This is a genomic window from Streptomyces sp. NPDC050145, from assembly GCF_044460245.1.
GTDB lineage: Bacteria > Actinomycetota > Actinomycetes > Streptomycetales > Streptomycetaceae > Streptomyces.
Genome location: NZ_JBITJS010000009.1, coordinates 248,186 through 273,797, shown reverse-complemented (window position 1 = coordinate 273,797; position 25,612 = coordinate 248,186). Strand labels below are relative to the sequence as shown.

General features: G+C 67.8%; 23 protein-coding genes and 2 pseudogenes. 9 read left to right on the top strand and 16 right to left on the bottom strand.

From position 1 onward, the window contains the following. Positions 1–138 precede the first annotated feature (138 nt). The 6 genes from ACIBTU_RS20130 to ACIBTU_RS20105 are packed head-to-tail and all read right to left on the bottom strand — an operon-like array spanning position 139 to position 6,536. On the bottom strand, positions 139–780 hold the full coding sequence (locus tag ACIBTU_RS20130; protein ID WP_399127626.1) for a TetR/AcrR family transcriptional regulator: 642 nt from the start codon (positions 778–780) through the stop codon (positions 139–141). Positions 781–823: 43 nt separating this feature from the next. After that, positions 824–1,990 (bottom strand): thiolase C-terminal domain-containing protein, encoded by a 1,167-nt coding sequence (locus tag ACIBTU_RS20125; protein ID WP_399127625.1) that lies wholly within the window; start codon positions 1,988–1,990, stop codon positions 824–826. Continuing rightward, complete coding sequence (locus ACIBTU_RS20120) at positions 1,987–2,403, bottom strand: Zn-ribbon domain-containing OB-fold protein (protein WP_399127624.1); 417 nt, start codon at positions 2,401–2,403, stop codon at positions 1,987–1,989. Before ACIBTU_RS20120 ends, ACIBTU_RS20125 begins: the two co-directional genes overlap by 4 nt. Beyond that, positions 2,400–3,248, bottom strand: a complete 849-nt coding sequence (locus ACIBTU_RS20115) for a MaoC/PaaZ C-terminal domain-containing protein (RefSeq protein ID WP_399127623.1) — start codon at positions 3,246–3,248, stop codon at positions 2,400–2,402. Before ACIBTU_RS20115 ends, ACIBTU_RS20120 begins: the two co-directional genes overlap by 4 nt. 34 nt (positions 3,249–3,282) lie before the next feature. Continuing rightward, positions 3,283–5,592: a CaiB/BaiF CoA transferase family protein gene (locus ACIBTU_RS20110; protein ID WP_399127622.1), complete on the bottom strand. Its 2,310-nt coding sequence runs from the start codon at positions 5,590–5,592 to the stop codon at positions 3,283–3,285. A gap of 20 nt (positions 5,593–5,612) precedes the next feature. Then, complete coding sequence (locus ACIBTU_RS20105; protein WP_399127621.1) at positions 5,613–6,536, bottom strand: SDR family NAD(P)-dependent oxidoreductase; 924 nt, start codon at positions 6,534–6,536, stop codon at positions 5,613–5,615. A gap of 225 nt (positions 6,537–6,761) precedes the next feature. Between ACIBTU_RS20105 and ACIBTU_RS20100 the strand changes: the two genes are divergently transcribed. The 4 genes and pseudogenes from ACIBTU_RS20100 to ACIBTU_RS20085 form a co-directional block, all read left to right on the top strand. Continuing rightward, entirely contained in the window at positions 6,762–7,574 is an 813-nt protein-coding gene (locus ACIBTU_RS20100) for a maleylpyruvate isomerase N-terminal domain-containing protein (protein WP_399127620.1), read from the top strand. A 32-nt stretch (positions 7,575–7,606) separates the two neighbouring features. Next, the gene (locus ACIBTU_RS20095) at positions 7,607–8,443 is read left to right on the top strand and encodes an SDR family oxidoreductase (protein ID WP_399127619.1); all 837 of its coding nucleotides are present in this window, start codon (positions 7,607–7,609) and stop codon (positions 8,441–8,443) included. Positions 8,444–8,619: 176 nt separating this feature from the next. Next, positions 8,620–9,165, top strand: a complete 546-nt coding sequence (locus tag ACIBTU_RS20090) for a hypothetical protein (RefSeq protein WP_399127618.1) — start codon at positions 8,620–8,622, stop codon at positions 9,163–9,165. 196 nt (positions 9,166–9,361) lie between these two features. Next, positions 9,362–9,661: pseudogene (locus ACIBTU_RS20085) on the top strand (transposase); the annotation flags it as partial. A 253-nt stretch (positions 9,662–9,914) separates the two neighbouring features. On the opposite strand, the gene ACIBTU_RS20080 reads toward ACIBTU_RS20085, so the two are convergent. From ACIBTU_RS20080 to ACIBTU_RS20035, 10 genes are all read right to left on the bottom strand, one after another. After that, positions 9,915–11,117, bottom strand: coding sequence for a CaiB/BaiF CoA transferase family protein (locus tag ACIBTU_RS20080; RefSeq protein WP_399127617.1), 1,203 nt, complete (start codon positions 11,115–11,117; stop codon positions 9,915–9,917). A gap of 31 nt (positions 11,118–11,148) precedes the next feature. Next, positions 11,149–12,336 carry an acyl-CoA dehydrogenase family protein gene (locus ACIBTU_RS20075; protein WP_399127616.1) on the bottom strand — a complete coding sequence of 396 codons (1,188 nt, stop codon included), beginning with the start codon at positions 12,334–12,336 and terminating at the stop codon, positions 11,149–11,151. Further along, on the bottom strand, positions 12,333–13,439 hold the full coding sequence (locus ACIBTU_RS20070; protein WP_399127615.1) for an acyl-CoA dehydrogenase family protein: 1,107 nt from the start codon (positions 13,437–13,439) through the stop codon (positions 12,333–12,335). Before ACIBTU_RS20070 ends, ACIBTU_RS20075 begins: the two co-directional genes overlap by 4 nt. After that, positions 13,436–13,852, bottom strand: a complete 417-nt coding sequence (locus ACIBTU_RS20065; RefSeq protein WP_399127614.1) for a Zn-ribbon domain-containing OB-fold protein — start codon at positions 13,850–13,852, stop codon at positions 13,436–13,438. The genes ACIBTU_RS20070 and ACIBTU_RS20065 overlap by 4 nt, the downstream gene beginning before the upstream one ends. Continuing rightward, positions 13,849–15,012, bottom strand: a complete 1,164-nt coding sequence (locus ACIBTU_RS20060) for a thiolase C-terminal domain-containing protein (RefSeq protein ID WP_399127613.1) — start codon at positions 15,010–15,012, stop codon at positions 13,849–13,851. Before ACIBTU_RS20060 ends, ACIBTU_RS20065 begins: the two co-directional genes overlap by 4 nt. Further along, positions 15,009–15,434, bottom strand: a complete 426-nt coding sequence (locus ACIBTU_RS20055; RefSeq protein ID WP_399127612.1) for an acyl dehydratase — start codon at positions 15,432–15,434, stop codon at positions 15,009–15,011. The genes ACIBTU_RS20060 and ACIBTU_RS20055 overlap by 4 nt, the downstream gene beginning before the upstream one ends. Positions 15,435–15,460: 26 nt before the next feature. Then, positions 15,461–15,898: a MaoC family dehydratase N-terminal domain-containing protein gene (locus ACIBTU_RS20050; RefSeq protein ID WP_399127724.1), complete on the bottom strand. Its 438-nt coding sequence runs from the start codon at positions 15,896–15,898 to the stop codon at positions 15,461–15,463. Positions 15,899–15,917: 19 nt separating this feature from the next. After that, a complete protein-coding gene (locus ACIBTU_RS20045) occupies positions 15,918–16,787 on the bottom strand; it encodes a PaaX family transcriptional regulator C-terminal domain-containing protein (RefSeq protein ID WP_399127611.1) in 870 nt (289 codons plus the stop codon). 61 nt (positions 16,788–16,848) lie between these two features. Beyond that, a complete protein-coding gene (locus ACIBTU_RS20040; RefSeq protein ID WP_399127610.1) occupies positions 16,849–18,381 on the bottom strand; it encodes a methylmalonyl-CoA mutase in 1,533 nt (510 codons plus the stop codon). Further along, on the bottom strand, positions 18,378–19,916 hold the full coding sequence (locus ACIBTU_RS20035) for an AMP-binding protein (protein ID WP_399127609.1): 1,539 nt from the start codon (positions 19,914–19,916) through the stop codon (positions 18,378–18,380). The genes ACIBTU_RS20040 and ACIBTU_RS20035 overlap by 4 nt, the downstream gene beginning before the upstream one ends. A gap of 136 nt (positions 19,917–20,052) precedes the next feature. Here ACIBTU_RS20035 and ACIBTU_RS20030 point away from each other — a divergent pair, with 136 nt between their 5' ends. The 5 genes and pseudogenes from ACIBTU_RS20030 to ACIBTU_RS20010 form a co-directional block, all read left to right on the top strand. Further along, positions 20,053–21,219 (top strand): thiolase family protein, encoded by a 1,167-nt coding sequence (locus tag ACIBTU_RS20030; RefSeq protein ID WP_399127723.1) that lies wholly within the window; start codon positions 20,053–20,055, stop codon positions 21,217–21,219. Positions 21,220–21,623: 404 nt separating this feature from the next. Further along, positions 21,624–22,979, top strand: a complete 1,356-nt coding sequence (locus tag ACIBTU_RS20025; protein WP_399127608.1) for an MFS transporter — start codon at positions 21,624–21,626, stop codon at positions 22,977–22,979. 159 nt (positions 22,980–23,138) lie between these two features. Continuing rightward, a complete protein-coding gene (locus ACIBTU_RS20020) occupies positions 23,139–24,044 on the top strand; it encodes an alpha/beta fold hydrolase (RefSeq protein WP_399127607.1) in 906 nt (301 codons plus the stop codon). Positions 24,045–24,421: 377 nt separating this feature from the next. Beyond that, positions 24,422–24,790, top strand: a complete 369-nt coding sequence (locus ACIBTU_RS20015) for an NAD-dependent epimerase/dehydratase family protein (RefSeq protein WP_399127606.1) — start codon at positions 24,422–24,424, stop codon at positions 24,788–24,790. A gap of 279 nt (positions 24,791–25,069) precedes the next feature. Beyond that, positions 25,070–25,611: pseudogene (locus tag ACIBTU_RS20010) on the top strand (IS5 family transposase); the annotation flags it as partial. Position 25,612 lies beyond the last annotated feature (1 nt).

Below are 25,612 nucleotides of genomic sequence, written 5' to 3'. Positions count from 1 at the left end.
ACCCTCTTTTACCGTTTTTTACCGCGCGCCCCCCCCCGGCCGTGGGGGGGGGGGGGGGGGCCCCGCGGGGGGGGCGGCCCGGGCCCCCCCCGCCCCCCCGGCCCCCGCCCCTTCACTGCTGACCGGACGCGCCTGGAATCACTCCACCTCGGGCTGGCCACCCGATGTCGGCGGCATCCAGCCTGCTCCGGCCAGAGTGAAGGCGACAACCTGTTCGTTGAACTCGGAGGGATCCGCAGCAAGCTTGACGATCTGGTCATTCGGCATCATCAGGACGTGATACATCATGGCGCCGGCCATGGTGTCCATGAGCAGTGCCGGGGAGGTGTCCTTGGGTAGCTCACCGCGCTCGATGGCACCGACCACGATCCGGCGGCCCGCTGCAATCATGTCCCGGCGGAAGGGCTCCAGCGCCTCGCCCAGCACCTCAGGAAACATCTTGGCCTCGACCAGAGCCCGCAAATAGGCCAGTCCGTGTTTGCCCAGGTAACGCGTACTGAGCCGTTCCGCGACGTGCAGCAGATCATCGCGGAACGGCCCATTGAACGGCGTGGCAGACGGGGGACGCAAGGACGCGATGGCAGCGGCAATCAGACCCTGTTTCGATGACCACCGGCGGTAAATGGCAGCTTTGCCCACACGGGAGTGCCGGGCGACGGCGTCTATGGTGAAACCGCCCCACCCGACCTTGGCGTAGACCTCCAGTACAGCGGCGATCACCTTGGGTTCGATCTCCAGGTCCGGTGGCCGCCCGGGGCGCGATGCAGGTGTCTTCGTCACGTCTCGCATCTTGCCATCCCCCGTCATTCGCCCTGCCCTCAGGTCAGTCCCTTCGGTTGGAGAAGACCAGACTTGTCGATGCGGAGAAGAACATCCCTACGCCCTGAACGAAGCTGACCTCCGTGCCCGGCACCTGAGCGGCTGCCTCGCCGCGCAGCTGCCTGATCGCCTCCTGCATCGCGAACATCCCGTACATGCCGGTGTGGGTGTAGCTCAGCCCGCCGCCGTTGGTGTTCATCGGGAGGCGTCCACCGGGCCCGGTGTGACCGTCGGCGATGAAGGCCGCGGACTCGCCGTGGCCGACGAAACCTGTATCCTCCAGACCGTAGAGCGGCAGATGGGCGAAGGCGTCGTAGATCATCAGGTGATCGACGTCTGCGTGGGTGATGCCGGCGGTGGCGAAGGCCTCTGCGCTGGAGTTGCGGAACCCGGCGAAGGAGCTGGGGTCCGCCATCTGAGAGACCATGGTCGACTCCGCTGACTCTCCCGAGCCCAGCAGGTAGACCGGGGTGTCAGCGCGCCTCAGGTCCTTCACCCGGTCCGCACGGGTCAGAACGAGGGCTCCGCCGCCGTCTGTGACCACGCAGCACATATCCTTGGTGAACGGGTAGGCGATCATCTTCGCGGCGAGTACGTCCTCGACCGAGACCAGATTCTGCTTCAGTGCCCTCGGGTTCTTCGCCGCCCACTCGCGCTGTGCAACCACTACCTGGGCGAGGGCCTCCCGGGTCATCCCGCGATCGTGCAGGAAGCGCAGGGCTGGCAGGGTGAAGGTCGAGTAGGGAGCGATGGCCCCGTAAGGGTTCTCGAACTGCCCGACGGGCGTAGCCGGGTCGGGTGCCCGGGCGGGCACTCCGACACGCGAGCGACCGGACTCACTGTGGATGACCAGCACCACATCCGCGGCGCCGGCGGCGATCGCTGTGGCAGCGTGCCGGACGTGGGACAGGAAGGAGCAGCCGCCGATCGCCGTGCCGTCCAGCCAACGGGGAGTGATGCCGAGGTGGTGCGCCACCTCGATCGGCATGGGGCGGGCTGTGGAGATGCCGTCCACGTCGGCCGGGCTCAGCCCTGCGTCAGCCAGGGCGTTGAACGCGGCCTCGGCGTGCAGTTCCAGCACGGACATGTCCGGTCGGCTGCCGATCTCCGTGGTCTCGGCGGCGCCGACGATCGCGATGTCACCGCCGTGCATACTCAGCGTCTTACTCATGCTGTAGCGCTCCCCTCCGGTGCGAACACCGGCAGCACGGAATCGCCGCGCTGATCGAACCTGACCTGGAGTCGCAGGTCCATCGGCAGATGCTCGGGAAGCTCGTCGATGGGCGCGTCGATGCCGACGATGTTGGTCATCATCCGTGGACCTTCCTCCAGCTCGACCAGGGCAATGACCGGGGAGACCTCCTGGAAGCCAGGGCCGGGACGGTGGTTGACGATGTAGGAGATGAGGCGCGCCTTCCCCGAGGCCACGCTCCACTCGACGTCGCGGGAAGCGCAGTACCGGCAGAACGGGCGCGGGTAGAAGTAGTGTTCGCCGCAGCTTCGGCACCGCTGGATGCGCAGTTCTCCTGCCCGCACGCCGTCCCAGTAGCGCTGGGTGTCGGGGGTGGGCCTGGGTTCCCTCACGATGCCCTCCTGGTGAACTCACCGCGGTCGAGGACGAGGCGGTCGCCGACCCGGGTGCGGAAGCGGCATCCTTCGTCGGTCTCCCACATCTCCACGGTCAGTTCCTCGCCGGGCAGCACGGTCTTGGTGTAGCGCACAGACATGGAACCGAATGCGGCCGGGTCTCCGTCACACATGGCGTGCAGCAGGGCGCGGCCGGTGACACCGTAGGAGCACAGGCCGTGCAGGATCGGCTGGTCGAAGCCGGCCCGCTTGGCGAAGGAAGGGTCGGAGTGCAGCGGGTTCCGGTCGCCGCTCAGCCGGTACAACAGCGCCTGGTCGGCGCGGGTGGGGTAGCTGACTGTGCGGTCGGCGGGGCGGTCGGGCAGCTCCCAGGCGGCCGAACTGCCGCGTTCACCGCCGAACCCACCCTCGCCCCGGATGAAGACGGTCTTGCTGATCGTGGCCAGTAGCTGACCGCCACAGGTGTCAGTGAGCTCTGAGTCCACCACAGCCAGCGCGTGCGGGCCCTTGTCGTAGAAGGCCCGGATGGTGGAGGTGGTACGCGCAGTGCCGGCGACCGGAATGGTCTGATGCAGCGTCAGGGACTGCTCTGCGTGCAGGACCTTGGAGAGATGGAAGTCACCCAGGGACACCGGCTTCTCCCGGGACCACAGCACGACCGGAAAGGTTGGCAGAGCCTTCTGCTGCACCCCCTCGGAGTTCTCGGTGGTGAATTCCAGTTCCGCGGACGGGTCTTGAGACCCGGCGCCCACGCCGAGCGCGTAGATGATCGCGTCCGTGGAATCCCAGGTTCGTTCCCCGACGTCGAATCGCTGTCCGACCGCCTCGAGGTTCAGTGCCATGCTGGGCACCCTTCTGTGCTTGGTACGTGGTACTTCATCGATAGATGGGGGCGAGCTTCTGCTCCATCGGGCCGCCGCGGGTGACGATGCCCGCCTCGACCAACTCCTGGATCTCCTCTTCCTCGAGTCCGGCCCCGCGCAGCACCGCATCGCTGTGCTGGCCGGTGCCGGGGACCGGCAGCGGACCGCAACGCTGGGTACGGCTGAAGGCGGCGTAGCGTCCGGGGGTGAGGATGAAACCGCCGCCCTCCGCGGGTCTGGCGTGGGTGAACTCCGCGCCGAGCAACTGCTCGTCGGCCAGCACCTCGGTGATCTTCCGGGCCCGCACAGCCGGGATGCCGGCCGCGTTCAGCAGCCGGGCCGCGGCTTCACCGTCCTGTGGGAGCAGCGCGGCTTCAAGCGCGGCGGCCTGGTCGCCGGAGAAGAGGGCCGCGTCGACGCTGATGCCGGCGCTGCTCAGGCGTTCCACCGACACAGCGTCAGGATCCGGAGCCTGCAGGCGGATCCAGCCATCGGCGACCTGGTAGAACCTGTCCAGCGGGTGGCGGCCGCGGAAGTCTCGCCCGCCGGTGAGCGGGTCGGGCCTGCCCCGGTAACGCACCACCTCTCCGGACTGCAGATAGGTAGCCGTGCCGACCAGGGAGAACCAGGTGTGCTGGCCCTCGCCGGTGTGCTCCCGGTGGAACAAGGCGAGGACGGCCGACAGCGCGCCGAGGGCGGCCGTGGTGGTGTCGATGATGGCGACGGTGTTGGACACCGGCTCGTCGTCCCCACCCTGGCGGATCATCATCCCGGACATGGCCTGGATGACCATGTCCACCCCGGGCGTCCCGGCCATCGGGCCCACTTCTCCGTAGCCGGAGAGGGAGACGGTGATGATCCCCGGGTTCGCCGCACTGAGGCTGCCATGGTCGATGTTGAGCTTCTCTGCGACTCCCGGACGCAGTGAGTTGACCAGGACATCGCTGACCTCCACCAGCCGGTGGAATGCCTTCTGCCCTTCGGGCCTGGTCAGGTCGAGGGCAAGGCTGCGCATCCCGCGGTTGAAGGTGAAACCGTTGGCCCGGAACGGGTCACCGTCCTTTGGCTCCACCTTGATCACGTCGGCACCGAGTTCGGCAAGGAGGAATCCGCAGTACGGTCCGGCCACGAAGGTGCCCTGGTCCAAGATCCGGTATCCGGCGAGCGGCCCTGCGCTCAGACGGGGTGCGCCCTCCGGCGCCGGCCCCGGCTCACGGGCTTGGACCTCGACGTTGTGTGCGCCGAGGGCGGGCGCCGGCCCGGCGACCCGGCCCGGGCTGCGGGTGAGCTGGAGCGGGATACCCGGCATGGTGACCGGTCCACGCTCCGGATCGTCCACCTCCACACGCATTCCGATGGCGTGGAGCTGGGGATGGTCCAGCCACTGGTCGGGATCGTCCATGGCACCGCAGGGAACGCCGAGTTCGCTGAGTATCGCCAGCCACTCGTCGCGGCCGCGGGCGCGAAATGCCTCCTTGACCCTTTGGGTCGCCCAGTCGATGTTGTTCGGGTCGAGCAGGCCGGAGATGCCACCCATCCGCGCTTCATCGATCATCGAACCGAGGCCGATGGCCTTGAGCACGCTGGTCTCGAACTTTGCGCCGAGACCTCCGACGCCGAGCCACTTACCGTCTCCGGCCTGGTGCCGGGTGTAGGTGGGGTGGCGCCCGCCGGCACCGATGGCGGTGTTGGGATCGGGGGTCCCGGCCATCAGGGTGTAGGCGCTGACCGCGGCCTCCATAACCGCGTTCAATCCAGTGACGGTGACCCTCTGGCCGTAGCCGGACTTATCCCGCTCCAACAGCGCGGCAACCGTGCAGACCGAGGCCCACACTCCCTGCACGTAGAGGTACTGCGGCAGGACCATCTCGACCGGCCCGCCGTCATGGGAGGACTGGCGGCGGGCCATCCCGCAGGAGGCCGCGAGCAGTCCGTGCGACTCATGTCCGCCGTACCAGGGCGTGCGACCGTCAGAGGTGTACGGCGGAACCTCGACCAGGACGAGCCGCGGGTTGGCACGCCGCAGCTCATCCGGGTCGATGCCGTACGCTCGCAGCCCTCCGACGTCACGGACGAGCGCGATGTCCGCCCCCCGGAGCAGCGTTTCCAGGAAGGAGCGCTCCTCGGTCACGGCCGGGTCGAGGACCGTGCTCTTCTTGCCCCGGTTCCACACAGCGAATCCGGGGAGCGAGCGGCCGGGGTCGCCCCCCGGCCGCTCGACCTTGACTACTTCCGCACCGAAGTCGGCCAAGAACATTCCGACGATCGGGCCCGCGATCCCGGTGGTGAGATCGACAACCTGGATGTCACGCAGAACCTTCATGGGAAGCAGTCCCTCCGGAATCAGTTCTGGGTGCGCTGCGCAGCGAAGACGCTCGGCGGGAGACCGTCCGCCACCCGGCGGAAGTTCGTCTCCATCAGGGAACCCAGCTTCTCCACATCCCACGGCTCAGTGCCGTTGAGCTGCCGGATGATCTCCGGGTTGCTGTAGAGCCCGACCTGGTAGCCGGCCGCGCTCAAGGTGCGCCCGGTCAGCCAGCCTGAGCGCTCGCTGCCCAGGTACACGGCCAAGGGGGCGATGTTGTCCGGGGAGCGTTCGGCAATCTCCTCGGCACTGCGCTTGGTGGCCCGCTTGTCGTCCGGGACGGTCGCGGTCAGTCGGGTGGCCGCGCCCGGCGCGATGGCATTCGCCGTCACGCCGTACTTCGCCAGCCCCTGGGCCAGTGAGTAGGTCAGACCGACGACCCCCATCTTGGCCGCGGCGTAGTTCGCCTGCCCCGGCGAGCCGTCGAGGCCGGAGATGGAGGAGAAGTTGATGATCCGGTAGTTGCCCTCGGCGTTGCGCTGCTGGCGCCAGTACTGCGAGGCGGGGTGCACGGTGGAGTAGTGCCCCTTGAGGTGCACCCGGATGACCGCGTCCCAGTCTTCCTCACCGAGGTTGAAGATCATCCGGTCCCGCAGAATGCCGGCGACGTTCACGAGGATGTCCAGTTTGCCGAACTCCTCCACCGCCGCATCGACCAGCCGCCGGCCCGTCGCCACGTCGGCGATGTCACCGCCGTCGGCAATCGCCTTGCCGCCGGCCGCGCGGATCTCGGCTGCGACTTCCTCGGCCGGTCCCTTGTCTCCGCCGGAGCCATCAGCCGTGGTACCCAGGTCGTTGATCACCACGGATGCGCCCTCAGCGGCATAGCGCCGGGCGATCGACGCACCGATCCCCCTGCCGCCGCCCGTGATCACTGCTACACGTCCCTCAAGCAGTCCCATGCTCAACTCCACTGTCGTTGTTGCTGTGATCGGATGCACTCAAGCTAATCCGGACGATCCTCGTCTGTAAAGGGGTCGACACCCCGAGAGAGCACACCCGACCGCACCCGCGAGGTCGAGCGAGCACACACAGAGATGCTCGGCGGCGCCATTGACGACCTTCACTGGACGGCATACTTTCCAATTTCGGACTACATTCGTCTGTATGAATCTTCAGGAGTCTCCGTGTCACACGCAGGCGTGCAGGCCAGCCGAGCCCTGGTTGAAAGTGCGGTCCGGATCTTCACAAGGCTGACTCCGGAGGAGTGGGAACAACCCAGCGCCTGCGCCGGGTGGCGGGTGCAGGACGTGATCGTCCACATGGGGGTCTTCTTCAACCTCATCGCCGACCCCAGCTCGCTCGACCGACCGCCGAATCCGAGCGGAAAGGTCGAGCGGATGAACGACATCATGGTCAATCAGCGGCGGCACTGGAGCAGCGCGCAGGCGCTGGAGTATTACGAACAGCAGGCCAACGCCGCACTGCCGCGCCTGGACGCGGTCCAGGAGCCACCGCTCGCCGACACTCTCGCCGGCGGCGCGGACATCGGCTACTACCCCCTGCACGCCCGCAGTGACGCGGTCGCTTTCGACCACCTCATACACCTCACGATCGATCTCCCTGAGCCGAACAACCCGGCCGAAGGGCCTGGTATCAAGATCGACGAGGCATACATCGCACCCGCACTGGACTGGATGCTCACCGGGCTGCCGGCCATGTGCGGAACAGATATCGGACCTGCCCTGACCAGACCCGTGGAGATCAGCCTCGAAGGGCCGGGCGCACGACGGTTCCTGCTGGTACCCACCGCAGACGAGGCGACTCCGATCAGGATCCATCCGGCGACCGGAAAGCAGGCCCCCGACTGCGCCACATCCACCACCCAGGATTTCCTCGCCTGGGCCACCCGGCGCCAGCCCTGGTGGCGCTTCCCGGTCCGGATCACCGGCGAGCGACTGTACGTCGCTGACGTGCTCAGCCGCATCGACATCATCTGATGCGTGAGTTGTCGAACGATGAGAGGACGCCCATGACAAACCATCTGAGCGGCAAGACCCTCGTGGTCACCGGCGCGGGCAGCGGCTTCGGGCGCCTGGTCTGCGAGTACGCCGCCGAGTTCGGCGCACGGGTCGTCGGCGCGGACGTCAGCGCCGAGGGACTGGATGCGGTCGCCGAGGAAATCCGCGCCAAAGGCGGCGAGTTCGAGCCCGTGATCGCCGACGTCACCGTCAAGGAGCAGATGGACCGGCTGGCCCAGCGCACCGTCGAGCGCTTCGGGGCGATCGATGTGCTGGTCAACAACGCCGGTGTGATGCCGCTGGCGTTCTACGCCGACCACGCAGACGCCTGGCAGGCCTGGGACCGGTGCATCGACATCAATGTGAAGGGTGTGGTGCATGGCATAGCCGCTGTGCACGACATCATGATGGCCCAGGGCCGCGGACACATCGTGAACGTCTCATCCATCTACGGCAACGCGGGCAGTGCGGGCAGCGGTGTCTACTCGGCGACCAAAGCCGCTGTGAACGTTCTCTCGGAGTCCCTCCGGATCGAGTCACAGGGACTGATCAAGGTCACCGTCGTCAAGCCGACCGGCGTTCCCGGCACTGGCCTCGGCGGGGGCATCATCAACCGGGCGGCATTGGTCGGGCTGGCCGGGCAGAACTTCCCGGAGTACAGCGAGCGGGTGCAACAACGCGCGGCAGGGACACTCCCACCCGAACTCGCCGACGAGAACAACCCACGCTATGCGTCGATCACTCCGGAGCAGTTGGCCCGGAGCATCGTTTACGCGATCAATCAGCCTTGGGGTGTCTCCATCGCCGAAATCACGGTCCGTGCGACCGGAGAGCTCTGCGTCATCTGAGCCTGCGGGTGACCGGCTGGGCTCGAACGGTGCGCAACCACGCCACGACACCTTGAGAAAGTGACGGCAGCCAGTAGAAACTCCCCACATATGGCCAGCTCGATTCCCCAGTTGGCAGTCACACTCAGTAGCCTCGGCGCTGACTCGTGGATCTGACGTATGAGGGGGTTGTCGACGTGACGCGTACCTGGCTGTCGATCCGGGTGCAGTTGGTCTCCGGTCATGGTGCGGACCTGTGGCCGCGTCCAGGCCGGGTGTTCACCGCTGCTCGGTCGCACTCCTTTGCGGAGCTCGCCTCAGCCATCGATCTCGGCTTCGCGCGCTGGGACTTGGCCCACCTGCACCTGTTCACGTTGTCCGACGCCACCCACGTCAGCCCGCTGGACTGGTGGGACGGTGAGGCCCCGGACGGCACCGTGGACGGCCATGCGGCCAAGCTGAGCCGACTTCAGGCCGGCGAACAGTTCGCCTACGTCTTCGACATGGGCGACGACTGGGCCCACCTCTGCACGGTGGCGGAGAAGCGCATTGACCCCCTCGAGGAACTCGGCGAGATTCCCGACCGCCCGGTTCCCTATGGGGGCTGGGGCAACCTGCCGGACCAGTACGCGCGCCGCTGGGACGGGGACGATGGGGAGTCCCCGATGCCGAAGCGGCCGGCCCGCGGCCTCAGCGACCTGCCTCCGATCCTGCCGTGGTGGGGCGAACACCGCCGAGGGTGACCTCACGCTGCGTAGACGAAGTGTGGTGGGAAGCCGAAGTGGCCGCCAATGGGGAAATCTAAGGCTCTTCGACACTCTCCGTGAAGCCGGCGATCCTTGGGTAGCTCCTCGCGGTGGGGGATCACACTACTGAGCTGCTGCAAGTCCTGTTCCCGTACCTGCCTCAGCGCATCCTCATCGACGTGGCGACGGCACCGCCTTCGCTTCCGCCGCCCACCTCGCCGCCTACGCCGGCCTCGTCCCGGCCACCCGCAGCTCCGGGTCCTCGATCCGCGGCGAACAGCCCTCCCGCAGAGGAAACAAGCGGCTCAAGAGGGCGTTCTTCCTCTCCGCGTTAGCCGATCCCACCTCCCGGACCCACTACGACAAGAAGATCAGCCAGGGCAAGCACCACACCCAAGCCCTCCTCTGCCTCGCCCGCCGCCGAGCCGACGTCCTGTTCGCCATGCTCCGCGACGGCAACTTCTACCAACCACCAACCCCGATTACCCTTTGACCAAAGCCATAGGGACACCCGCCCAGGTGAGCCAAGTTGTGAGTGATCTTCGACTACGGCTGCCCGGCTTCGTCGTCCCATGCCTGCTGGTTCACGCCTTGGACGGACGCTGCGGAGTAGGTCGCGAGGCCGTCGGCGTCCGCCCCCGCCCCCGCCCCCGCCCCAACGAGTCTGGGCTTGATCCAGACTGCCGGTCAGGCCCTGCACGTCACTGTGCAGGGCCTGCTTCGCATTCCGAAGCGTCAGGGTGGCGTCACTCGATACCGAAAACTCCGGAACCGGCGAGCTTCTGGAACATCTCCTCACCCAGCAGCTCGCTGCCCACCTGGGCAGTGTCCTCGCCCAGAGCCCGGGCCGGATGCAGATGCCGACGCGGCGAGTCTCCCAGCTCGAGCGGCGAACCCATCGCGGTGAGGTCGCCGAGTTCCGGGTGTGGGGTGGTGTGCAGAAAGCCTCGTTCCTGCAGGTGAACGTCGGTGGCGACGTCGGCGAGGTCACGCACCGGAGCTCCGGGGATGCCGACCGCAACCAACTCCCGGAAGACTTCCTCCTTTCCGCGTCCTGAAGTCCACTCGGTGACGATCGCATCGACCTCGTCCATCCGCGCGGCACGCTCTTTGGTGTGGACGTAGCGCTTGTCGGTGGCGAGTTCAGGTCGGTTCATGATCTTGGTGAGGGAGGACCAGTGGTGGTCGCTCTCGCAGATGACGACGACGTGCCCGTCGTTGGCGGGAAAGATGTTGTAGGGCGCCACGGACATCCCCGGGTGCCGGTTACCGGTACGCGGTCCGATCTCCCCGGTCGCGTAGTAGGTGCTGACGCTGGACATCAGCATCGGGAAGACAGATTCCATCATGGACACCTCCACCCGCATGCCCTTACCGGTTCGTTCACGCTGGAAGAGGGCGGTGGTGACAGCACCGTACAGGTTCATACCGGCGGAGATGTCGCAGACCGCTACACCCGCCTTGACCGGGTCTCCGTCCGGGTGGCCGGTCACCGATACCAGCCCGGACATGGCCTGCACCGACAGGTCCATGGCCGGGTACTCGGCGTAGGGGCCGGTGGAGCCGTAGCCCGAGGACTGGGCATATATCAGCCGGGGGTTCTCCTCCTTCAGCTTGTCCCAGCCGACCCCCAGTCGATCCATGGTGCCGGGGCGGAAGTTCTCCACCAGCACATCGGCGCGACGGACCAGCGCGCGCAGTGTGCTGGGGCCTTCGGGGTGCTTGAGGTCGAGCGTGAGGGATTCCTTACCGGCGTTCATCATCGCGAAGGCGTAGCGCGGACCGGGGATCGTCCCGCGCTTGCGCAGATGCTCTCCCCCGGTGGGCGGCTCGACCTTGATCACACGGGCGCCGGCCTGGGCCATCATCAAGGTGGTGTACGGGGCGGCGTAGATGTGGCTGAGGTCCAACACGGTGATGCCGGACAGCGGCGAGTCGGTGCTGGTCATTGGTTCCTCACAGGGGTGCGGATTCGACGGGTCATCGGCTCTTGCGGGGCATGCCGAGCCCTCGCTGCGCGATCATGTCGCGCTGGATCTCGTTGGTTCCGGCGCCGAAGGTATGGACGATGGCGTCTGCCCAAAGCTGCGGCACCATCCCTTCCAGGGGTGCGTCGAGGGCGCCGGGCATCAACTGCCCGTAGGGGCCCAGCATGGTTCCGGCCAGGTCGACCAAGCTCTGCTTGTACTCGGTGATAGCGGTCTTCACCTGCGCCGCTACGAAGCCGGGCAGCTCATCATCGGCGGCGGCGCGGGTGAGCGCGCCCTCCACCATGGTCTGGATCGCGGCGAACTCCACCTGGGAGCGGGCCAGTTGCTGACGGACGGCGGCCGAGTCGGCGGGGACTCGTCCGTCCGGGCGGGGGCGCCGGGCCAACTTGACGATCTCCTCCAGGCAACGGCGGATGTGCCCGGTGGGGAAGACCCCGATGCGCTCCAGGCCCAGTGCCCCGCTCAGGTAGGTCCACCCCTTCCCCTCTTCGCCCACGCGGTTGGCGATGGGGACGCGCACCTGGTCGTAGTAGGTGATGTTGGTGCGGCCGTCCATCGTGGGCAGCGGCTCGATGACCACGTCCGCGAGATCGACGATGAGGAGCGTGATGCCCTCGTGCTTCCTGCCCGACATATCGGTGCGCACTGCCAGGTACACGTAATCGCAACGGTGCGCGCGGCTGGTGAACAGCTTCATGCCGTTGACGATGTAGTGGTCGCCCTCGCGGCGGGCGCGCAGTTTGAGCGCGGCGAGGTCGGTTCCGGCCTCCGGTTCGCTGTAGCCGAGGCAGAAGTTGATCTCACCGCGGGCGATGCGGGGCAGGAACCTTTGTTTCAGTTCCTCTTCCGCGTGTTCCAGGAGTGCCGGCGCGACGATGGAGGTAGCTGCGCGCGGGTACGGCGCGCCGATGTAGCTCATCTCCTCTGTGAGCAGGTGCCGTTGCAGAGCTGTGCCGCCGCTCCCGCCGTACTCCTGGGGGATGGCCAGCCCGAGCCAGCCGCGCCTTCCCAGCTCACGCCAGAACTCTCGCTCCCATTCCTGCGGGATGTGGTCCTGGTGGTGGTGCTGCTCGACGAGAGCGGCCCGCTGACGTTCCTCGTCCCAGGTCTCAGTCAGAAAGGCGCGCACCTCACGGCGGAGCTGCTCGTCCTGCGCGCTGTAGACAGTCAGGCTCATGCGGCCTCCTTCTCCTCATGTGCGGTCGGGTGGCGGTGGGCGAGGACCAGTTCGAGGAGCTCCTCGCTGTCTGCACCCCACAGCAGGGCGGAGCGGATGCGCCGCGTGTACAGCTGCAGGTCGTGTTCCAGTACGTAGCCGGAGCCGCCCAGCACTTGGTGGGTGTTGCGGCTGACGGTGCGGGCATGCAGCCGCACCGCTTCCAGGGCTTCGGCGGCACTCACGTGCGCCTCCGGACTGGTCGCACCATGCGTATCCAGGACAAGGGCAGCTGCCCGGCAAAGGTCGTTGACTGCCTGGATGCCGATCGCGCAGTCGGCGAGCAGATGCTGGACAGCCTGGAAGGTTCCGATGGGGCGGCCGAACTGGGCTCGCTCGCTGGTGTGTGCCACGGCCATCTCAAGGGCCCGGGTGGCGAGCCCGGTGATCCAGCACGCCTCGGTGAACCACCGCAGAGTGCGCCAAGCGGCAGCTGCGGCCGGGTGGGTGCCGATGGCTTCCGCGGGGGCGGCGATCAGGGAGAGGGAGTACTGATTGTCCTCCCCAAGGCTGGGCTGGTGGCTGATCTCCACGTCGGCGACGCGCACGGTGAGCCAGGTTCCGTCCGCGGCACACAGCAGGAACCCGCTCGCAGCGGCTGCATCACGCACGAGAGGGATGCGGCCCGTCACCGTACCGGTCGCAGCGTCGTACACCGAGGACGGGCTGTCGTCCTCGACCACCGCGGGGACCAGGATCTCACCCCCGCACACTGCACGGACCACGGAGGCGGCGTATGCGGATCCGGGGAATACACGGTCCAGGAAGACGGCGGTGCCCACAGCGGCGCTGCGGACCGGGGCAGGTGCCGCGGCTCGACCCAATTCGAATAGGGCGAGGTGCAGGTCGGCAATTGAGCCACCGACGCCGCCTCGTTCCTCGCTCACAGTCAGGCAGGACCAGGAGCCTTCGGTCAGCCGGGCCCAGAGGGCCGGATCGTGGCGGGTGGACGCGCTCTCGGCGGACCGTACCTCCTTGGGCGTGGAGCAGGAGTCCAACATGTCGCGCAGGGCGTGCCGGATGTCGCTGTCGTCGTGCGCAAATGCGGGGATGCGGAGGGTCATGTGGTTGCGGTCCTCTCTGCGGGGGCCCATGCCAGGAGCGAGGTCCCCTCGTCGTCGACCTGCTGGTAGACAGCGGTGACAGGCAGGCCTATGCGTAGTTCGCTGCTGTCCGTGGTGAAGGCGCCGAGCAGGCGTACCCCTGCGTCGGTTTCCACCAGGACCACGGCGTAGGGGGCTTCGAAGCCAGGCACGGTGCGGTGACCGACGACCGTCCAGGAGTAGACGGTGCCGTGGCCGGCGATCTCGCTCCATTCGGCCCGGTCTGAGTGGCAGGCGGCGCACACCGGGCGGGGAGGCCAGGAGCGCTGACCGCAGCCGGTGCAGCGGGGCACGAGGAGGCGTTCTTCGCGCAGCCCAGCCCAGTGCGGGGCGAACTCGGGGTCAGTGGTGTCGGGCAGCGGCCGGGTACTCATCGAGCAGTTCCCCTTTCGTTGGCCAGGACAGCGAAGGAGCCGTCGCCCAGGTCGCCCCAGCCAGTGACGGCGACATGTCGGGCGCCCTCGACCTGCCGGATGCCCAGGCCCGTGCCTCCGAGGCCGCCTCGAAGCTGCCGCACAGCCTCCACCACGTGGTTCAGGCCTGACAGATGCCCCTCGGAGAGGAGACCGCCGTGCGTGTTGACGGGCAGCGACCCGTCGAGCCTGATGGCTCCTGACGCTGCGAACTTCCCGCCGCCACCCTCGGGAGCGAAGCCGGCCGCCTCCAGTTGGTGGATGACTTCGAAGGTGAAGCAGTCGTAGATCATGGCGGCGTCCATGTCCGCAGGTGCGAGGCCCGTGCGTTCCCAGACCTCCGCCGCGGCCGGGGCGAGACCGATGGCGAGCAGGTCCGGCCGGTTGGTCAGGTCGTCGGGGGTACGTGGACGCCCCTCAGCCACTGCCACGATGCGCACCGATGGCGGCCCACTCGGCATAGCCTGTGCAGAGACAATGACCGCGCAGGCGCCGTCAGTCTCCAGGCAGCAGTCGAAGAGGTGGTACGGATCTGCGATCATCCGTCCGGCCAGGTACTGCTCCATGGTCAGCTCACGGCCGTACATCATCGCGCGCGGATTTAGCTGAGCGTGGGCGCGGGCGGCGAGCGCGACGGCTCCGAGCTGCTCGCGCGTCAGCCCGTGGTCGTGCATGTAGCGGCGGCAGATCATGGCGTAGCGCTGGGCCGCGGTGTTCCATCCGTACGGGTGCTCGAGCTGTGTGCGGAAGTGCTGCGCCGGGAGCTGCGAGGGCCGTTCGTGGATACGTCCGCCGGAGCAGCCGTTGCGGGCACGCAGGATCAGTACGTGCCGGGCGGCACCTGATTCGATGGCGAGCCTGGCGTGCCTGAGCGCGGCGACAGAGCTGGCACCGCCCATCGCGACTGTCACGCTGTGCCGCAGGGCGTGCAGCCCGAGGTTGGCAGCGACGTCCTCGGAGCTCAGAGAGTGCGGGAAACTGACGACGCCGTCGATGTCCCGCACGTCGATGCCCGCGTCGCGCGCGGCAGCCAGGGCGGCCTGCATGCCCAGGTGCGTGGTGGTGCGGCCGCTCTTCTTGGAGTAGTCCGTCTCCCCCACGCCGCTGATCAGAGCGCTCACTGCTGCTCCTCGACAGCCAGGAGGACGGTGGCGCCACCCTGCGCGGTGACCCCGGCCGGCCCAGTGACCTGCAGGGCCAGTTCTGCCTCGGTGCGCCCGTCCGGGAGGGTGCGCACGGCGGTGACCTCGCCGGAGACAGTGAGCTTCTCGTCGACGTACGCGGTGCCGGTGTTACGGAAGTGCACCCTGCGTACCTGGCCGAACTCGCCAGCCCAGGAGGCAGCCAGGTCAGCGAGCCAGGCGCCCTGCAGTGAGCCCTGCACCACGAGGTCGCGGTGGCCCTCGGCTTGCGCCTGTTCGCGGTGGACGTGGATGCGGTGCGCGTTCCAGGCAGCGGCGCTGTAGACGAACAGTTGGGTGGCATCGGGCTGCCGGGTAACAGCGGGGAGTTGGGTGCCGACGGATATCGTGATGGTGGTCATGGAGTAGGGCCTCACTTTGTGCTGTGTCACTTCAGGATCTGGGTGGACTGTTCACGGATCACCGGTTCGCCTGCCGCATCCACGTACTCGGTGCACCAGGTGGCCAGGACGAACGGGCCTCGCCGCCCACGCTTCTCCTCCAGCGACTCCAGCCGTCTCCGCCCGCGCACCTCATCGCCCACGACGAGCGGGCGCACCAGCTCGACATCGATCCCGCCGAACATCACCCGGCCCTCGCCGACCGGCGCACGCCGGTCTTCGGTGAGTCCGTCCGAGGTCAGCTCCGCGACCGGTACAACGGGACGCACCAGTGCGGTGTACAGCAGCGGCTGGGCGACAGCGGGCTGTTCGGGGACGGGATTGCCAAGGCCTGCTTCGTACTTTCGGATGTCCTTTTCGGTGACGGTGAACGGCGGCATGTCGAACTCTCTTCCGATCCAGCCGCGCGCCTCGTCGGTCAGCATGCTCTCCACTGCGTTCTCCTTACGGTGTTCGAGGTGCGGGCGTGGGGCCTGTGTGGCCCGTCACCGCCTGCACGTGTTCCAGTGCCGGCTTGCGGAGCAGCCGGTCGATGTGGAGGAAGACTCCGGTGGCTCGGCTGCGGGGCCATTGCCCTGGGTAGAGCTCGTCGGGCAGGCCGGGGTCGAGGTAGGGAAGGCGGCGCCAGAGTGTGCGCACCCGCACGTAGTCGGCGAACGCTTCGCGTGGGTCGACGGTGGAGCTGCTCTCCCAGCGCTGCAGTACCGGCTGCGCCTCGGCGAGGAAGTCGGTGTACCCCTCAGCGATCGCATCCAGGTCCCACCACTGCCTGACCAGTTCCTCAGGGCGCTGGAACTCCTCATATGTGGCGCGCATGAGGTGGACGTGGTCAGTCAGGCCGAGCCGGCGCAGGGTGGCCGAGGTCTCCGGGAGCTGGGCAGCGGGCGCGATGCGCACTCCGGGCGCCATCAGCCCGTAGCCCAGCCACTCCAGCCGACTGGTCAGCAAGGTGCGCTGCTCACGGCGGCTCTCGGGGATGCTGAAGACGGCGAGCACCCAGCCGTCCTCGACGCGGGCCGGGACGAGGTGCCCGTGCAGTCGTTCCTCGCCCTCGATCACGAGCGCCTCGGATGCGAAGCTGAGCCGGTAGCCGGGCCTGCCGCCCTGCTTCTCGGGGACGACTGTGCCGCCGGCCTTGAGCCGGGTGAGGGCGGCGCGAAGGGCGCCACTTTCGATGCCGAGGTCGGCGAAGAGCGTGACCAGGTCACGGACGGCGACCCAACCATCCAGATCGCGAATGAACGCACCGTAGCAGGTCAACAGCATGGAGCGGGTGTTCACGGTCCCGGAGGTGAGGGGAAGCCTGGCGTCCATCGCGATCTCGTTTCTCTGGTACGACTCGGGGAAATGCGTCAGTTTGCCGTCATATAGTGACTCAGAGGCCGGCTGGCGCGATCCATGAACCGTGCACTGAACGCAAGACCTCGACCATCTCGCCGACGGTCGCGTACGCCTTGACCGCGTTGATGGTGGCGGGCAGGACATTGGCACCTTCCGCGGCCGCCTTGCCCAGTGCAGTCAGCGCCCGTTGGGCCGCACCTTCATCCCGGTTGGCGCGCACGTCCCGCACGGCCTGGGCTTGCCGCGCCTCCCCTTCGGCATCCACGGAGAAGACGTCCAACGGCTCGGCGGCCTCCGGGAAGCGGTTGACACCGACCACTGTGCGCTCACCGCGCTCGACGGCCATCGCGTGCTGATAGGCACCCTCGCTCAACTGCTGGGCGAACCAGCCCGATTCGATGCAGGCCAACGGCCCGCCCCTGTCCTCGATGAGTGAGCTGACCTGCTGGACCTCCTGCTCCAGCTCGTCAGTGAGGTGCTCGATGGCCCATGATCCGCCCAGTGGGTCCAGGGTGCGGGTGAGCCCGCTCTCGAAGGCGACGATCTGCTGGGTACGCAGCGCGAGCGTGGCTGCGGCCTCGGTGGGAACGCCTAGTGCCTCGTCATAGGCGGAGACATGCATGGTCTGAACGCCGGCGAGGGCAGCTGCCGTGGCCTCCAAGGTGGCGCGCACCACGTTGTTGAGCGGCTGCTGCGCGGTGAGTGAGGAACCTGCCGTGAAGGCGAAGATCTTCAGTTGCTGCGAGCGGGGATCCTGCGCGTGGTAGGCGTCCTTCATCAGCTGCGCCCAGAAGCGGCGCGCGGCACGGAACTTGGCGACCTCGGGGAGGAAGTCGGTGGTGATGGAGAGGAAGGTGAGCAGCGAAGGGGCGATGGCGTCGATGGAGACGCCGCGCCGAATGCACTCGTCCAGGTAGGCGCGGGCGTTGGCGAACGTGAAGGCCACCTCCTGCGCCGCAGAGGCACCCGACTCCCGGATGTGATAGCCGCTCATGGTGAGCGGAACCCAGCGGGGCACGTGCTGGGCGCAGTACTCGATCACATCCGCGGACAGCTTCAGTGATGCCTCCGGCGGGAAGATCTGAGTGCCGCGTGCGATGAACTCCTTGAGCACGTCGTTCTGGATCGTCAGGCCGAAGCTGTTCGGATCGGTCCCCTGACGCTCCGCCAGAGCGATGAACAGGGCTGCCCAGATGTAGCCGATGGAGTTCGCGGTGGTCCGCACCTGCGTGATCTCGGCGAGCGGGATGTCCTTCATGAGGATCTCGATGTCGGCGAGGGAGTCGATGGCCACACCGACCTTGCCCACCTCCCCCACGGCGCGCGGGTCGTCGGAGTCGATGCCCATCTGGGTGGGCAGGTCGAGCGCGACGGAGAAGCCGGTGACCCCTGCCTCGAGCAGCTTACGAAAGCGCTCATTGGCTTCGTGTGGGGTACCGAAGCCGGCGTACTGGCCCATGATCCAGGGCTTGGGCTCGGGTGAGATACCCCGCGTGTAGGGATAGACGCCGGGGTGCTCGGCGCCCTCGGGAGCGTAGTCGGGGCGCAGTTGCGGGTCCTGGTTCACGCGCCGGCCTCCTGCACCAGGCGGGAGCGCAGCTCTCGCTTGGCGATCTTGCCGTTGGAGTTGAGCGGGAAGTCCTCGACGACCCGCACCTCCTTGGGCTTCTTGTACGAAGCCAGGTGCCGCGCGCAGTGCGCGATGACAGCATCCGGGGCGACGCTCTCTCCCTGACGAGCCGTCACGAAGGCGACCACACGCTGGCCCCAGTCGTCGTCCGGGATGCCCAGCACGGCTACCTCGGCGACGCCCGGGGCCTCTGCTACGACGTCTTCCACTTCACGCGGGTAGATGTTGTAGCCACCCGAGATGATCATGTCGCCCTTGCGGTCCACCAGCCACAGGTGGCCGTCCTCGCTCATGCAGCCCATGTCGCCGGTGTGCAGCCAGCCGTCGACGACGGCCTTGCCCAGGTCCTCGCGGTCCTCCGCACGCCAATAGCCGCGCATGACGTGATCGCCACGGGTGACCACCTCGCCGGTCTCGCCGGGCGCGAGAGAGCGACCATCCTCGTCCACGATGCGGATCTCGACGCCGAGTGCGGCCCGTCCGGCCGAACGCAGCAGGTCCGGGTTGTTCTCCAGGCCTCGGGCGTGGTCGGTGGCGTCCAGCAGGGTGACCGGCGGAATGGCCTCGACCAGTCCGTAGTACTGCACAAGATTCGGGGTGAGTTGTTCATGAGCACGGCGCATCTGGTCCGGCGGCATCGGAGCTCCTGCGTAGCCGAGCATCTTCAGACCGCGCAGTGCCTCACGGTCGGCACCAGGGGTGGTCAGCAGACGGGCGACCATGGTCGGGACGATAGCGGTGTGTGTGCCGCCGCGCTCGGCCACCGCCTCCAGGAACTCCGCCTCGTCCCAGGCCGGCAGCACGATCTGGCGGGCGCCTGCGACCAGGAAGGGCAGCAGGAAGAGCCCGCTGGTGTGGGTGATCGGACCACCGTGCACGTAAACGTCGTCCGGGCCGGGGACGCCACCGAGCACATCGTGCGTCATGTTGACCACGGAGGCGAACCAGTTGCGGTGGGTGCGTTGAGCGCCCTTGGGGTGCCCTGTGGTTCCGCTGGAATAGTGCAGCCCGCACAGGCTGTCGGGGTCGACAGTGGGGAGCGGGGCTGCGGTGGCGGAGGCGATCAGCTTCTCGAACGGGGTTCCAGGGGCATCCCCGATCGCAATGGCGTGCGGCAGGCCGGAGCGCAGAGCCTCGGTGCGCTCGGCGAAGCGGGCGTTGTAGATCAGCGCCTTGGCTCCGCAGTCGGTGGCGATGCGTTCCCAGTCGCTGTCGTGCAGACGGTAGTTGAGGGCGACGCGGACGAGCCCTGCCGCGCGGATGGCGAGGTCGGTCTCGACGTATGAGGTGCTGTTGGCCTGCAGATCCAGGACTCGGTCGCCGGGCTGCAGGCCCAGTTCACGCAAGCCGTTGGCGAGACGGAGGACTCGGTCGCCGAGTTCAGCAAAGGTCAAGGCACCTTCGGGGCCATCGATCGCGGTGCGCTCGGGGAACCGACGGGCTGCACGTATGACAAGAGATCCGACATCCATGGCTTTACTCCGTTTTCTGCGGCTTCCAACTGAACAAAGATGATCATTCATGGTGTTGTCACGGTTCTCGCGACAGCGTATAGATTCCGTCATAGCCCATCCGAGCGCAGCCGAAAGGCGATCCACCATGAACGAACTGCGAGACGTGTACCTGATCGACGCTGTGCGGACGCCATTCGGCCGCAACCGCGGCGCTCTTTCGAGCGTCCGCACCGACGACCTGGCCGCCCGGCCACTGGCCGCCCTCATCGAGCGCACCCCCACGCTGGATCCGACTCGCATCGAGGACGTCCACCTCGGCAACACGAACGGCGCGGGAGAGGAGAATCGCAACGTGGCCCGGATGGCCGCGCTGCTGGCGGGGCTGCCCGTCACCGTGCCCGGCGTCACCGTGAACCGGCTCTGCGGTTCTGGCGGCGAGGCTGTCATACAGGCCGGACGCACGGTGGCCACGGGTGACGCGGAGTTGGTGGTGGCCGGCGGCGTGGAGAGCATGAGCCGGGCACCCTTCGTCCTCCCCCGCGCCGACAAGCCGCTGCAGCAGCAGGAGATCTTCCAGACGACGGTCGGCTGGCGCATGGTCAACCCGGCCTTCCCTGCGCACTGGACGGATCCGCTGGGCACATGCGTGGAGCGCATCGCCGACGAACTCGGCATCGACCGCGAGCATCAGGACGCCTGGGCTCGGCGCTCCCACCAGCGTGCACACGACGCCTGGGAGGCCGGAGCGCACAAGGGTTTCGCACTCCCCCAGCCCGAGCTGGCGCGGGACGAGGCCATCCGCCCCGAAAGCACCGAGCAGACCCTCGCCGCCCTGACACCGGCCTTCTCGAAGAACGGCTCGGTGACCGCGGGCAATTCCTCCCCCATCAGCGACGGCGCCTTCGCTGCGCTGCTGGGCACGGAGCGGGCCGCGAGTGACCTCGGAGTGGAACCGCTCGGCCGGATCCTGGGCAGCGCCACCGTGGCCGTCGAGCCTGATCGATTCAGCCTCGCGCCGGTCGGCGCGATCCAGAAGCTGCTCGACCGCGCCGGACTGACGCACAACGACATCGATCTCTGGGAGATCAACGAAGCGTTCGCCGCGATGGTCCTCTCCACGCTCCACGAGATGCCGGACGTTGACATCGAGCAAGTCAATGTCAACGGCGGCGCCATCGCGCTGGGCCACCCGCTCGGCGCTTCCGCCGGCCGCGTCATCGTGGACCTGTGCCGAGAGCTGCGCCGCCGGGGCGGCGGCCTCGGCGTGGCCTCGGCATGCATCGGGGTGGGGCTGGGCCAGGCGGTACTGGTCCGCGTCTGAGCGGCGCCGCCTCCCAGGCCGAGGCTTCGACCGGGACATTGCCGCCGGTCGAAGCCTCGGCTTCGTCACCATGGCTCCGCTCAGCGGTCCGGCCTGACAGCAGACCCAGATCACCGGCGTCCCTCCACAGGCCATGTGCAGCCATCCTTCGGTCACCTGTCACGACGTACGCGCAATGTGGAATCAGTCACTCTGAATCCACGCACAAGGGTTTACAGACGTTCTTTGTCCGAATAGCTTGAGCGCTCCCGGGACCAAGAGCAACCCCTCCCGGACGATTTCCCTCGCTACGCCCCTCCGCCGCCCACAGTCCCCATCACGCGTGGGCCCATCACGCGAACTCGGGTGCACGTTGCGGTGCACCACGGCCCCTGGCCCCCCTCGGCAGGGACGGAAGGACAGAGATGACATCGCACGAACTCACCACGCCCAGCGCACCGCCCACCGGCACAGCCGCCCGCTCCGGCAAGCGCGCCTGGGGAATCACGCTCACGATCGTCCTGCTCTACGTCGTCAACTACGCCGACAAGGCCGTACTCGGCATCGCCGCCCAGCCGATGTCGGAGGAACTGGGCCTCACCCACTCCCAGGTTGGCCTGATCGGCAGCGCCTTCTTCCTCACCTTCACCATCGGTGGGATGCTCTCCGGGCTGCTGCACCGCTGGATGTCCCTACGCTGGCTCCTGGTACTGCTGGCCGTGGCCTGGGCCGTCTGCATGCTGCCCACCGTGATCGCGGCGACCTTCTCCGCCTTGCTGATCAGCCGCATGGCGCTGGGGCTCTTCGAAGGGCCCACCATCGCTCTGGCGCACACAGCTGTGTACGCCTGGCACCCCTCGGAGAAGCGTGCCCTGCCCAGCGCCTGTATCACCGGCAGTGCCGCCATCGCCAAGATCCTCGCAGCCCCGGCGCTGGCAGCCATCGCCGCCACCTGGGGCTGGCGCACGGCCTTCATCACGCTGGCCGGAGTCGGTGCCGCCTGGATCCTGCTGTGGCTGCCCGTCTGGCGAGAGGGCCCCTACGGCACCGAGTCCGCGGCGGGCAGAGGCCGCCGCGGGACATCCGACACAGGCCAGGCAGCGGCGAACAGCACGCAGGGCTCTGCCTCCGAAGGGCAGGTCAAGGTCGCGTGGATCCGCATCTTCCGCACCCCCACCTTCCTCGCCAGCACATTCGCCGTGTTCTCGGCATACGCGCTGTCCACCACCGTCCTCACCTGGCTCCCCTCCTACTTCGAGACCGGCCTCGGCTACAGCCAGTTGCAGGCGGGCAGCATGTTCGGCATCCCCAGCCTGGCAGGACTCGTCTTCATCTTCAGCTCGACCTTCATCAGCGATCGCCTGATGTCCCGCGGAGCCAGCGGGCGGGTGCTGCGCGGACTCGTACCCGGGGCAGCACTCCTGGTCACCTGCGTCAGCCTGGTACTCCTGCCGTATGTCCACGCTCCGGCACTGGCTGTTGCCTGCGTCTCGCTGGGTTACGGCATCAGCACCATGGTGTACCCACTGTTCACCGCCGGCATTTCCCAGGTGTGCCCGCCCAGCCAGCTCGCCGGAACCCTCGGCGTGTTCACCGGCATGATGTCACTCGGTGGCCTGATCGCTCCGTACCTCACCGGCGCCATCGTGGACGCGGCAGCGACTGCGGCCGACGGATACGCCCTCGCCTTCCAGATCTTCGGGGCCACCGCCGGCCTATCCGGCCTGTGCGCTCTGTTCGCCGTCAACCCCGAGCGGGATGCCCGACGGCTGCTGGGCTGACCAGCGAGCCTGACGTCGACGCGACACCGCACGGCTCCGATGCTCCGGCCGAGGCGCCTCCCCCGCCCCGGCCGGAGCATCGGCTCTGCACCACATACGTCCAGCGCATCGGAATCTGCGTGACGAGCGATCGAACCGACCAAGTCGATTAGGACCGCGATGACCACCACCAACTCGCACCAGCCCGAACAGCAAAGCAGCACAGCGACGTTCGTTCCGGCCTGGTTCACCTCAGCGCTTGCCACCCCCGTAGACATCGCCACGGTCACGGTCGACGGCGCGCGCATCAGCTACCGCACGTACGGCCCTCAGGACCAGCCGGGGATCATACTCGTACACGGCGGCTCGGCCCACGCACGATGGTGGGACCACATAGCCCCGTTGCTGGCCTCGGACCGCCGTGTCGCCGCGATCGATCTGTCCGGTCACGGCGACAGCGACTGGCGCCGCAACTACAGCCTTGACCTCTGGGCCGACGAGGTCATGGCTGTCGCTGCAGACGCCGGCATCGACGGTCCACCGGTCATCGTCGGTCACAGCATGGGCGGGTTCGTCACCTGGACTGCGGCCGAACGGTACGGGTCGTCACTGGCTGGTGCGATCACGATCGACTCCCCTGTGCACGACCTGACTCCCGAACAGATCGCCGCACGCGAACGGCGCGCCTTCGGACCGGCCAATGTCTATCCGAGTCAGGAGGCGGCCATGGCACGGTTCCGCCCGGTCCCAGCACAGGACACCGTCCTCCCGTACGTGCGCGAACACCTTGCCAGAACATCGGTTCGCCGATCCGCCGCCGGCTGGAGCTGGAAGTTCGATCGACGGATCTTCACCAGTCCACGGATGTCGAGGACCGTGCTGAAACCGTTCATGTGCCGGACCACACTGGTACGCAGCTCGAACGGACTGGTCCCGACCTCGATGGGCTCCATGATCCGCGACCGACTGCATGCCGCCCCTGTGATCGAGATCCCCGATGCGGGCCACCATGTCATGCTCGACCAGCCCTTGTGTCTGGTCACCGCCCTACGGGCGACACTCGCGGGATGGAATGCTCCTACCTAGTTGACGATCTCCCGCAGCTCAACGGCGCTTTCGCGGCCGCTGACGAAGGGACACCGAGCCTTCCAGGAGGGGCCGACGGGCTCGATCAGGGCCCACCGCTCGTCGGTCAGGTCACTCTTGCAGCAGTCCCCACACTTCCTGCGCTACACCTCCCAGCGACGAAACACGGCACCACGACCCATGCCACCCTCTGAAGGCGGGGCGGTCGTAACGCGAGCGAGCACCGAGATCCCCGACAACCTCGATGTCCACGGCCGCGACGTGGCCGGTGCCGAACGGCGCACCCTTGCTAGTTGGGCAGTGCCGGAAGCCGCCGGCGGCATCACTTGGGGAACGGCCGACGACCTGCTCGCCCCCGTCCGCGGCGCAGACCTCCTGTGCGTCGCTCGCCGCCCCGCGGCCCGGTCGGGCTGCACATCCCCTGGGACGCGGCTCACGACGTCCCCGACCTCTCGGGCGCAGACCTCGTCGTCCACTGCGCCGCCGCGGTCGGCGACCCGTGCCCGGGCTCCCCCGCCGAAGCCGCCATGCGCGCCGTCAACGTCGACGGCACGGCCCGCCTATTGCGGGCCGCGGCCGGGCGGTCGGCGGTGTGGGTGAGCAGCGCCAGCCTGTACGAGCCCGGCCCCGGCCGCACGCACATCGCTGAGGACCATCCGATCCGCGGCCACCTCAACGCGTACGGGCGCACCAAGGCCCCCCACCTGGTGCCCCGGCTCCTCTCCCGTGTCCGGCACGGCTGCTGATGCTTCCCGGGCCGAGCGTCCGGCTCAGCCTGACGGGCCGTCGAGAACCTCACCGACGCGTGTCTGGCGGCGGCCGACCGGCCCGAGGGCGCGTACAACATCGCCGATCCGGACCCGTGCGAGCGGGACGAGGCGATCCGGACCCTGCTGCGCGCCCACGGTGCCCGCGGCAGCGTTGACCCGGCTGCGTCCGCGCACCGAGCAGACCCTCACCCGCTACGCCGTCGACCAACTCGCCAGCTCCGTCGTCCTGGACGTGACCAAGGCGCGGAGCCGGGGCGTCTGCGGGACTGGACGGAAGCCGGCGTCTGGCCCCGTCTGCACGAGGTGCTGCTGGCCGAGTTGCGGGCTGCTGGGTTGCGGATGTGGACGATGCGGCAATCGATGGCTCGCACGTGCGTGCCCTCAAGGGGGGCTCACACCGGACCTTCGCCGGTCGACCGGGGGCGGCCCGGAAGCAAGCACCATCTGATCGTCGACCGGCATGGCACCGCGCTCGCTGTCTCTTTGACCAGTGGAAACCGTCACGATGTCACCCAGCTCATGCCGCTACGGGACGCCGTACCCGTATTCGCGGCCTGCGTGGACGGCCCCGTCACCGGCCCCGGCAGCTCTTCGCCGACCGCGGCTACGACGATGACAAGTACCGGCGTCTCGTCCGAGCCCGTGGGGTCACACCCAAGATCGCCCGCCGCGGAGTCCCGCACGGTTCCGGCCTGGGCAAGACCCGTTGGGTCGTCGAGCGCACCTTCGCCTGGCTCCACCAGTTCAAACAGTTCAAACGACTCCGCATCCGCTACGAGATACTTGCCGACCTCCACC

Coding starts and splice junctions, on each gene's coding strand:
- ACIBTU_RS20025 (WP_399127608.1), top strand. CDS start 21,624: ATGACATCGCACGAACTCACCACGCCCAGCGCACCGCCCACCGGCACA.
- ACIBTU_RS20095 (WP_399127619.1), top strand. CDS start 7,607: ATGACAAACCATCTGAGCGGCAAGACCCTCGTGGTCACCGGCGCGGGC.
- ACIBTU_RS20125 (WP_399127625.1), bottom strand. CDS start 1,990: ATGAGTAAGACGCTGAGTATGCACGGCGGTGACATCGCGATCGTCGGC.
- ACIBTU_RS20050 (WP_399127724.1), bottom strand. CDS start 15,898: ATGCTGACCGACGAGGCGCGCGGCTGGATCGGAAGAGAGTTCGACATG.
- ACIBTU_RS20075 (WP_399127616.1), bottom strand. CDS start 12,336: ATGAGCCTGACTGTCTACAGCGCGCAGGACGAGCAGCTCCGCCGTGAG.
- ACIBTU_RS20110 (WP_399127622.1), bottom strand. CDS start 5,592: ATGAAGGTTCTGCGTGACATCCAGGTTGTCGATCTCACCACCGGGATC.
- ACIBTU_RS20115 (WP_399127623.1), bottom strand. CDS start 3,248: ATGGCACTGAACCTCGAGGCGGTCGGACAGCGATTCGACGTCGGGGAA.
- ACIBTU_RS20020 (WP_399127607.1), top strand. CDS start 23,139: ATGACCACCACCAACTCGCACCAGCCCGAACAGCAAAGCAGCACAGCG.
- ACIBTU_RS20035 (WP_399127609.1), bottom strand. CDS start 19,916: ATGGATGTCGGATCTCTTGTCATACGTGCAGCCCGTCGGTTCCCCGAG.
- ACIBTU_RS20105 (WP_399127621.1), bottom strand. CDS start 6,536: ATGGGACTGCTTGAGGGACGTGTAGCAGTGATCACGGGCGGCGGCAGG.
- ACIBTU_RS20045 (WP_399127611.1), bottom strand. CDS start 16,787: ATGGACGCCAGGCTTCCCCTCACCTCCGGGACCGTGAACACCCGCTCC.
- ACIBTU_RS20065 (WP_399127614.1), bottom strand. CDS start 13,852: ATGAGTACCCGGCCGCTGCCCGACACCACTGACCCCGAGTTCGCCCCG.
- ACIBTU_RS20080 (WP_399127617.1), bottom strand. CDS start 11,117: ATGACCAGCACCGACTCGCCGCTGTCCGGCATCACCGTGTTGGACCTC.
- ACIBTU_RS20055 (WP_399127612.1), bottom strand. CDS start 15,434: ATGACCACCATCACGATATCCGTCGGCACCCAACTCCCCGCTGTTACC.
- ACIBTU_RS20070 (WP_399127615.1), bottom strand. CDS start 13,439: ATGACCCTCCGCATCCCCGCATTTGCGCACGACGACAGCGACATCCGG.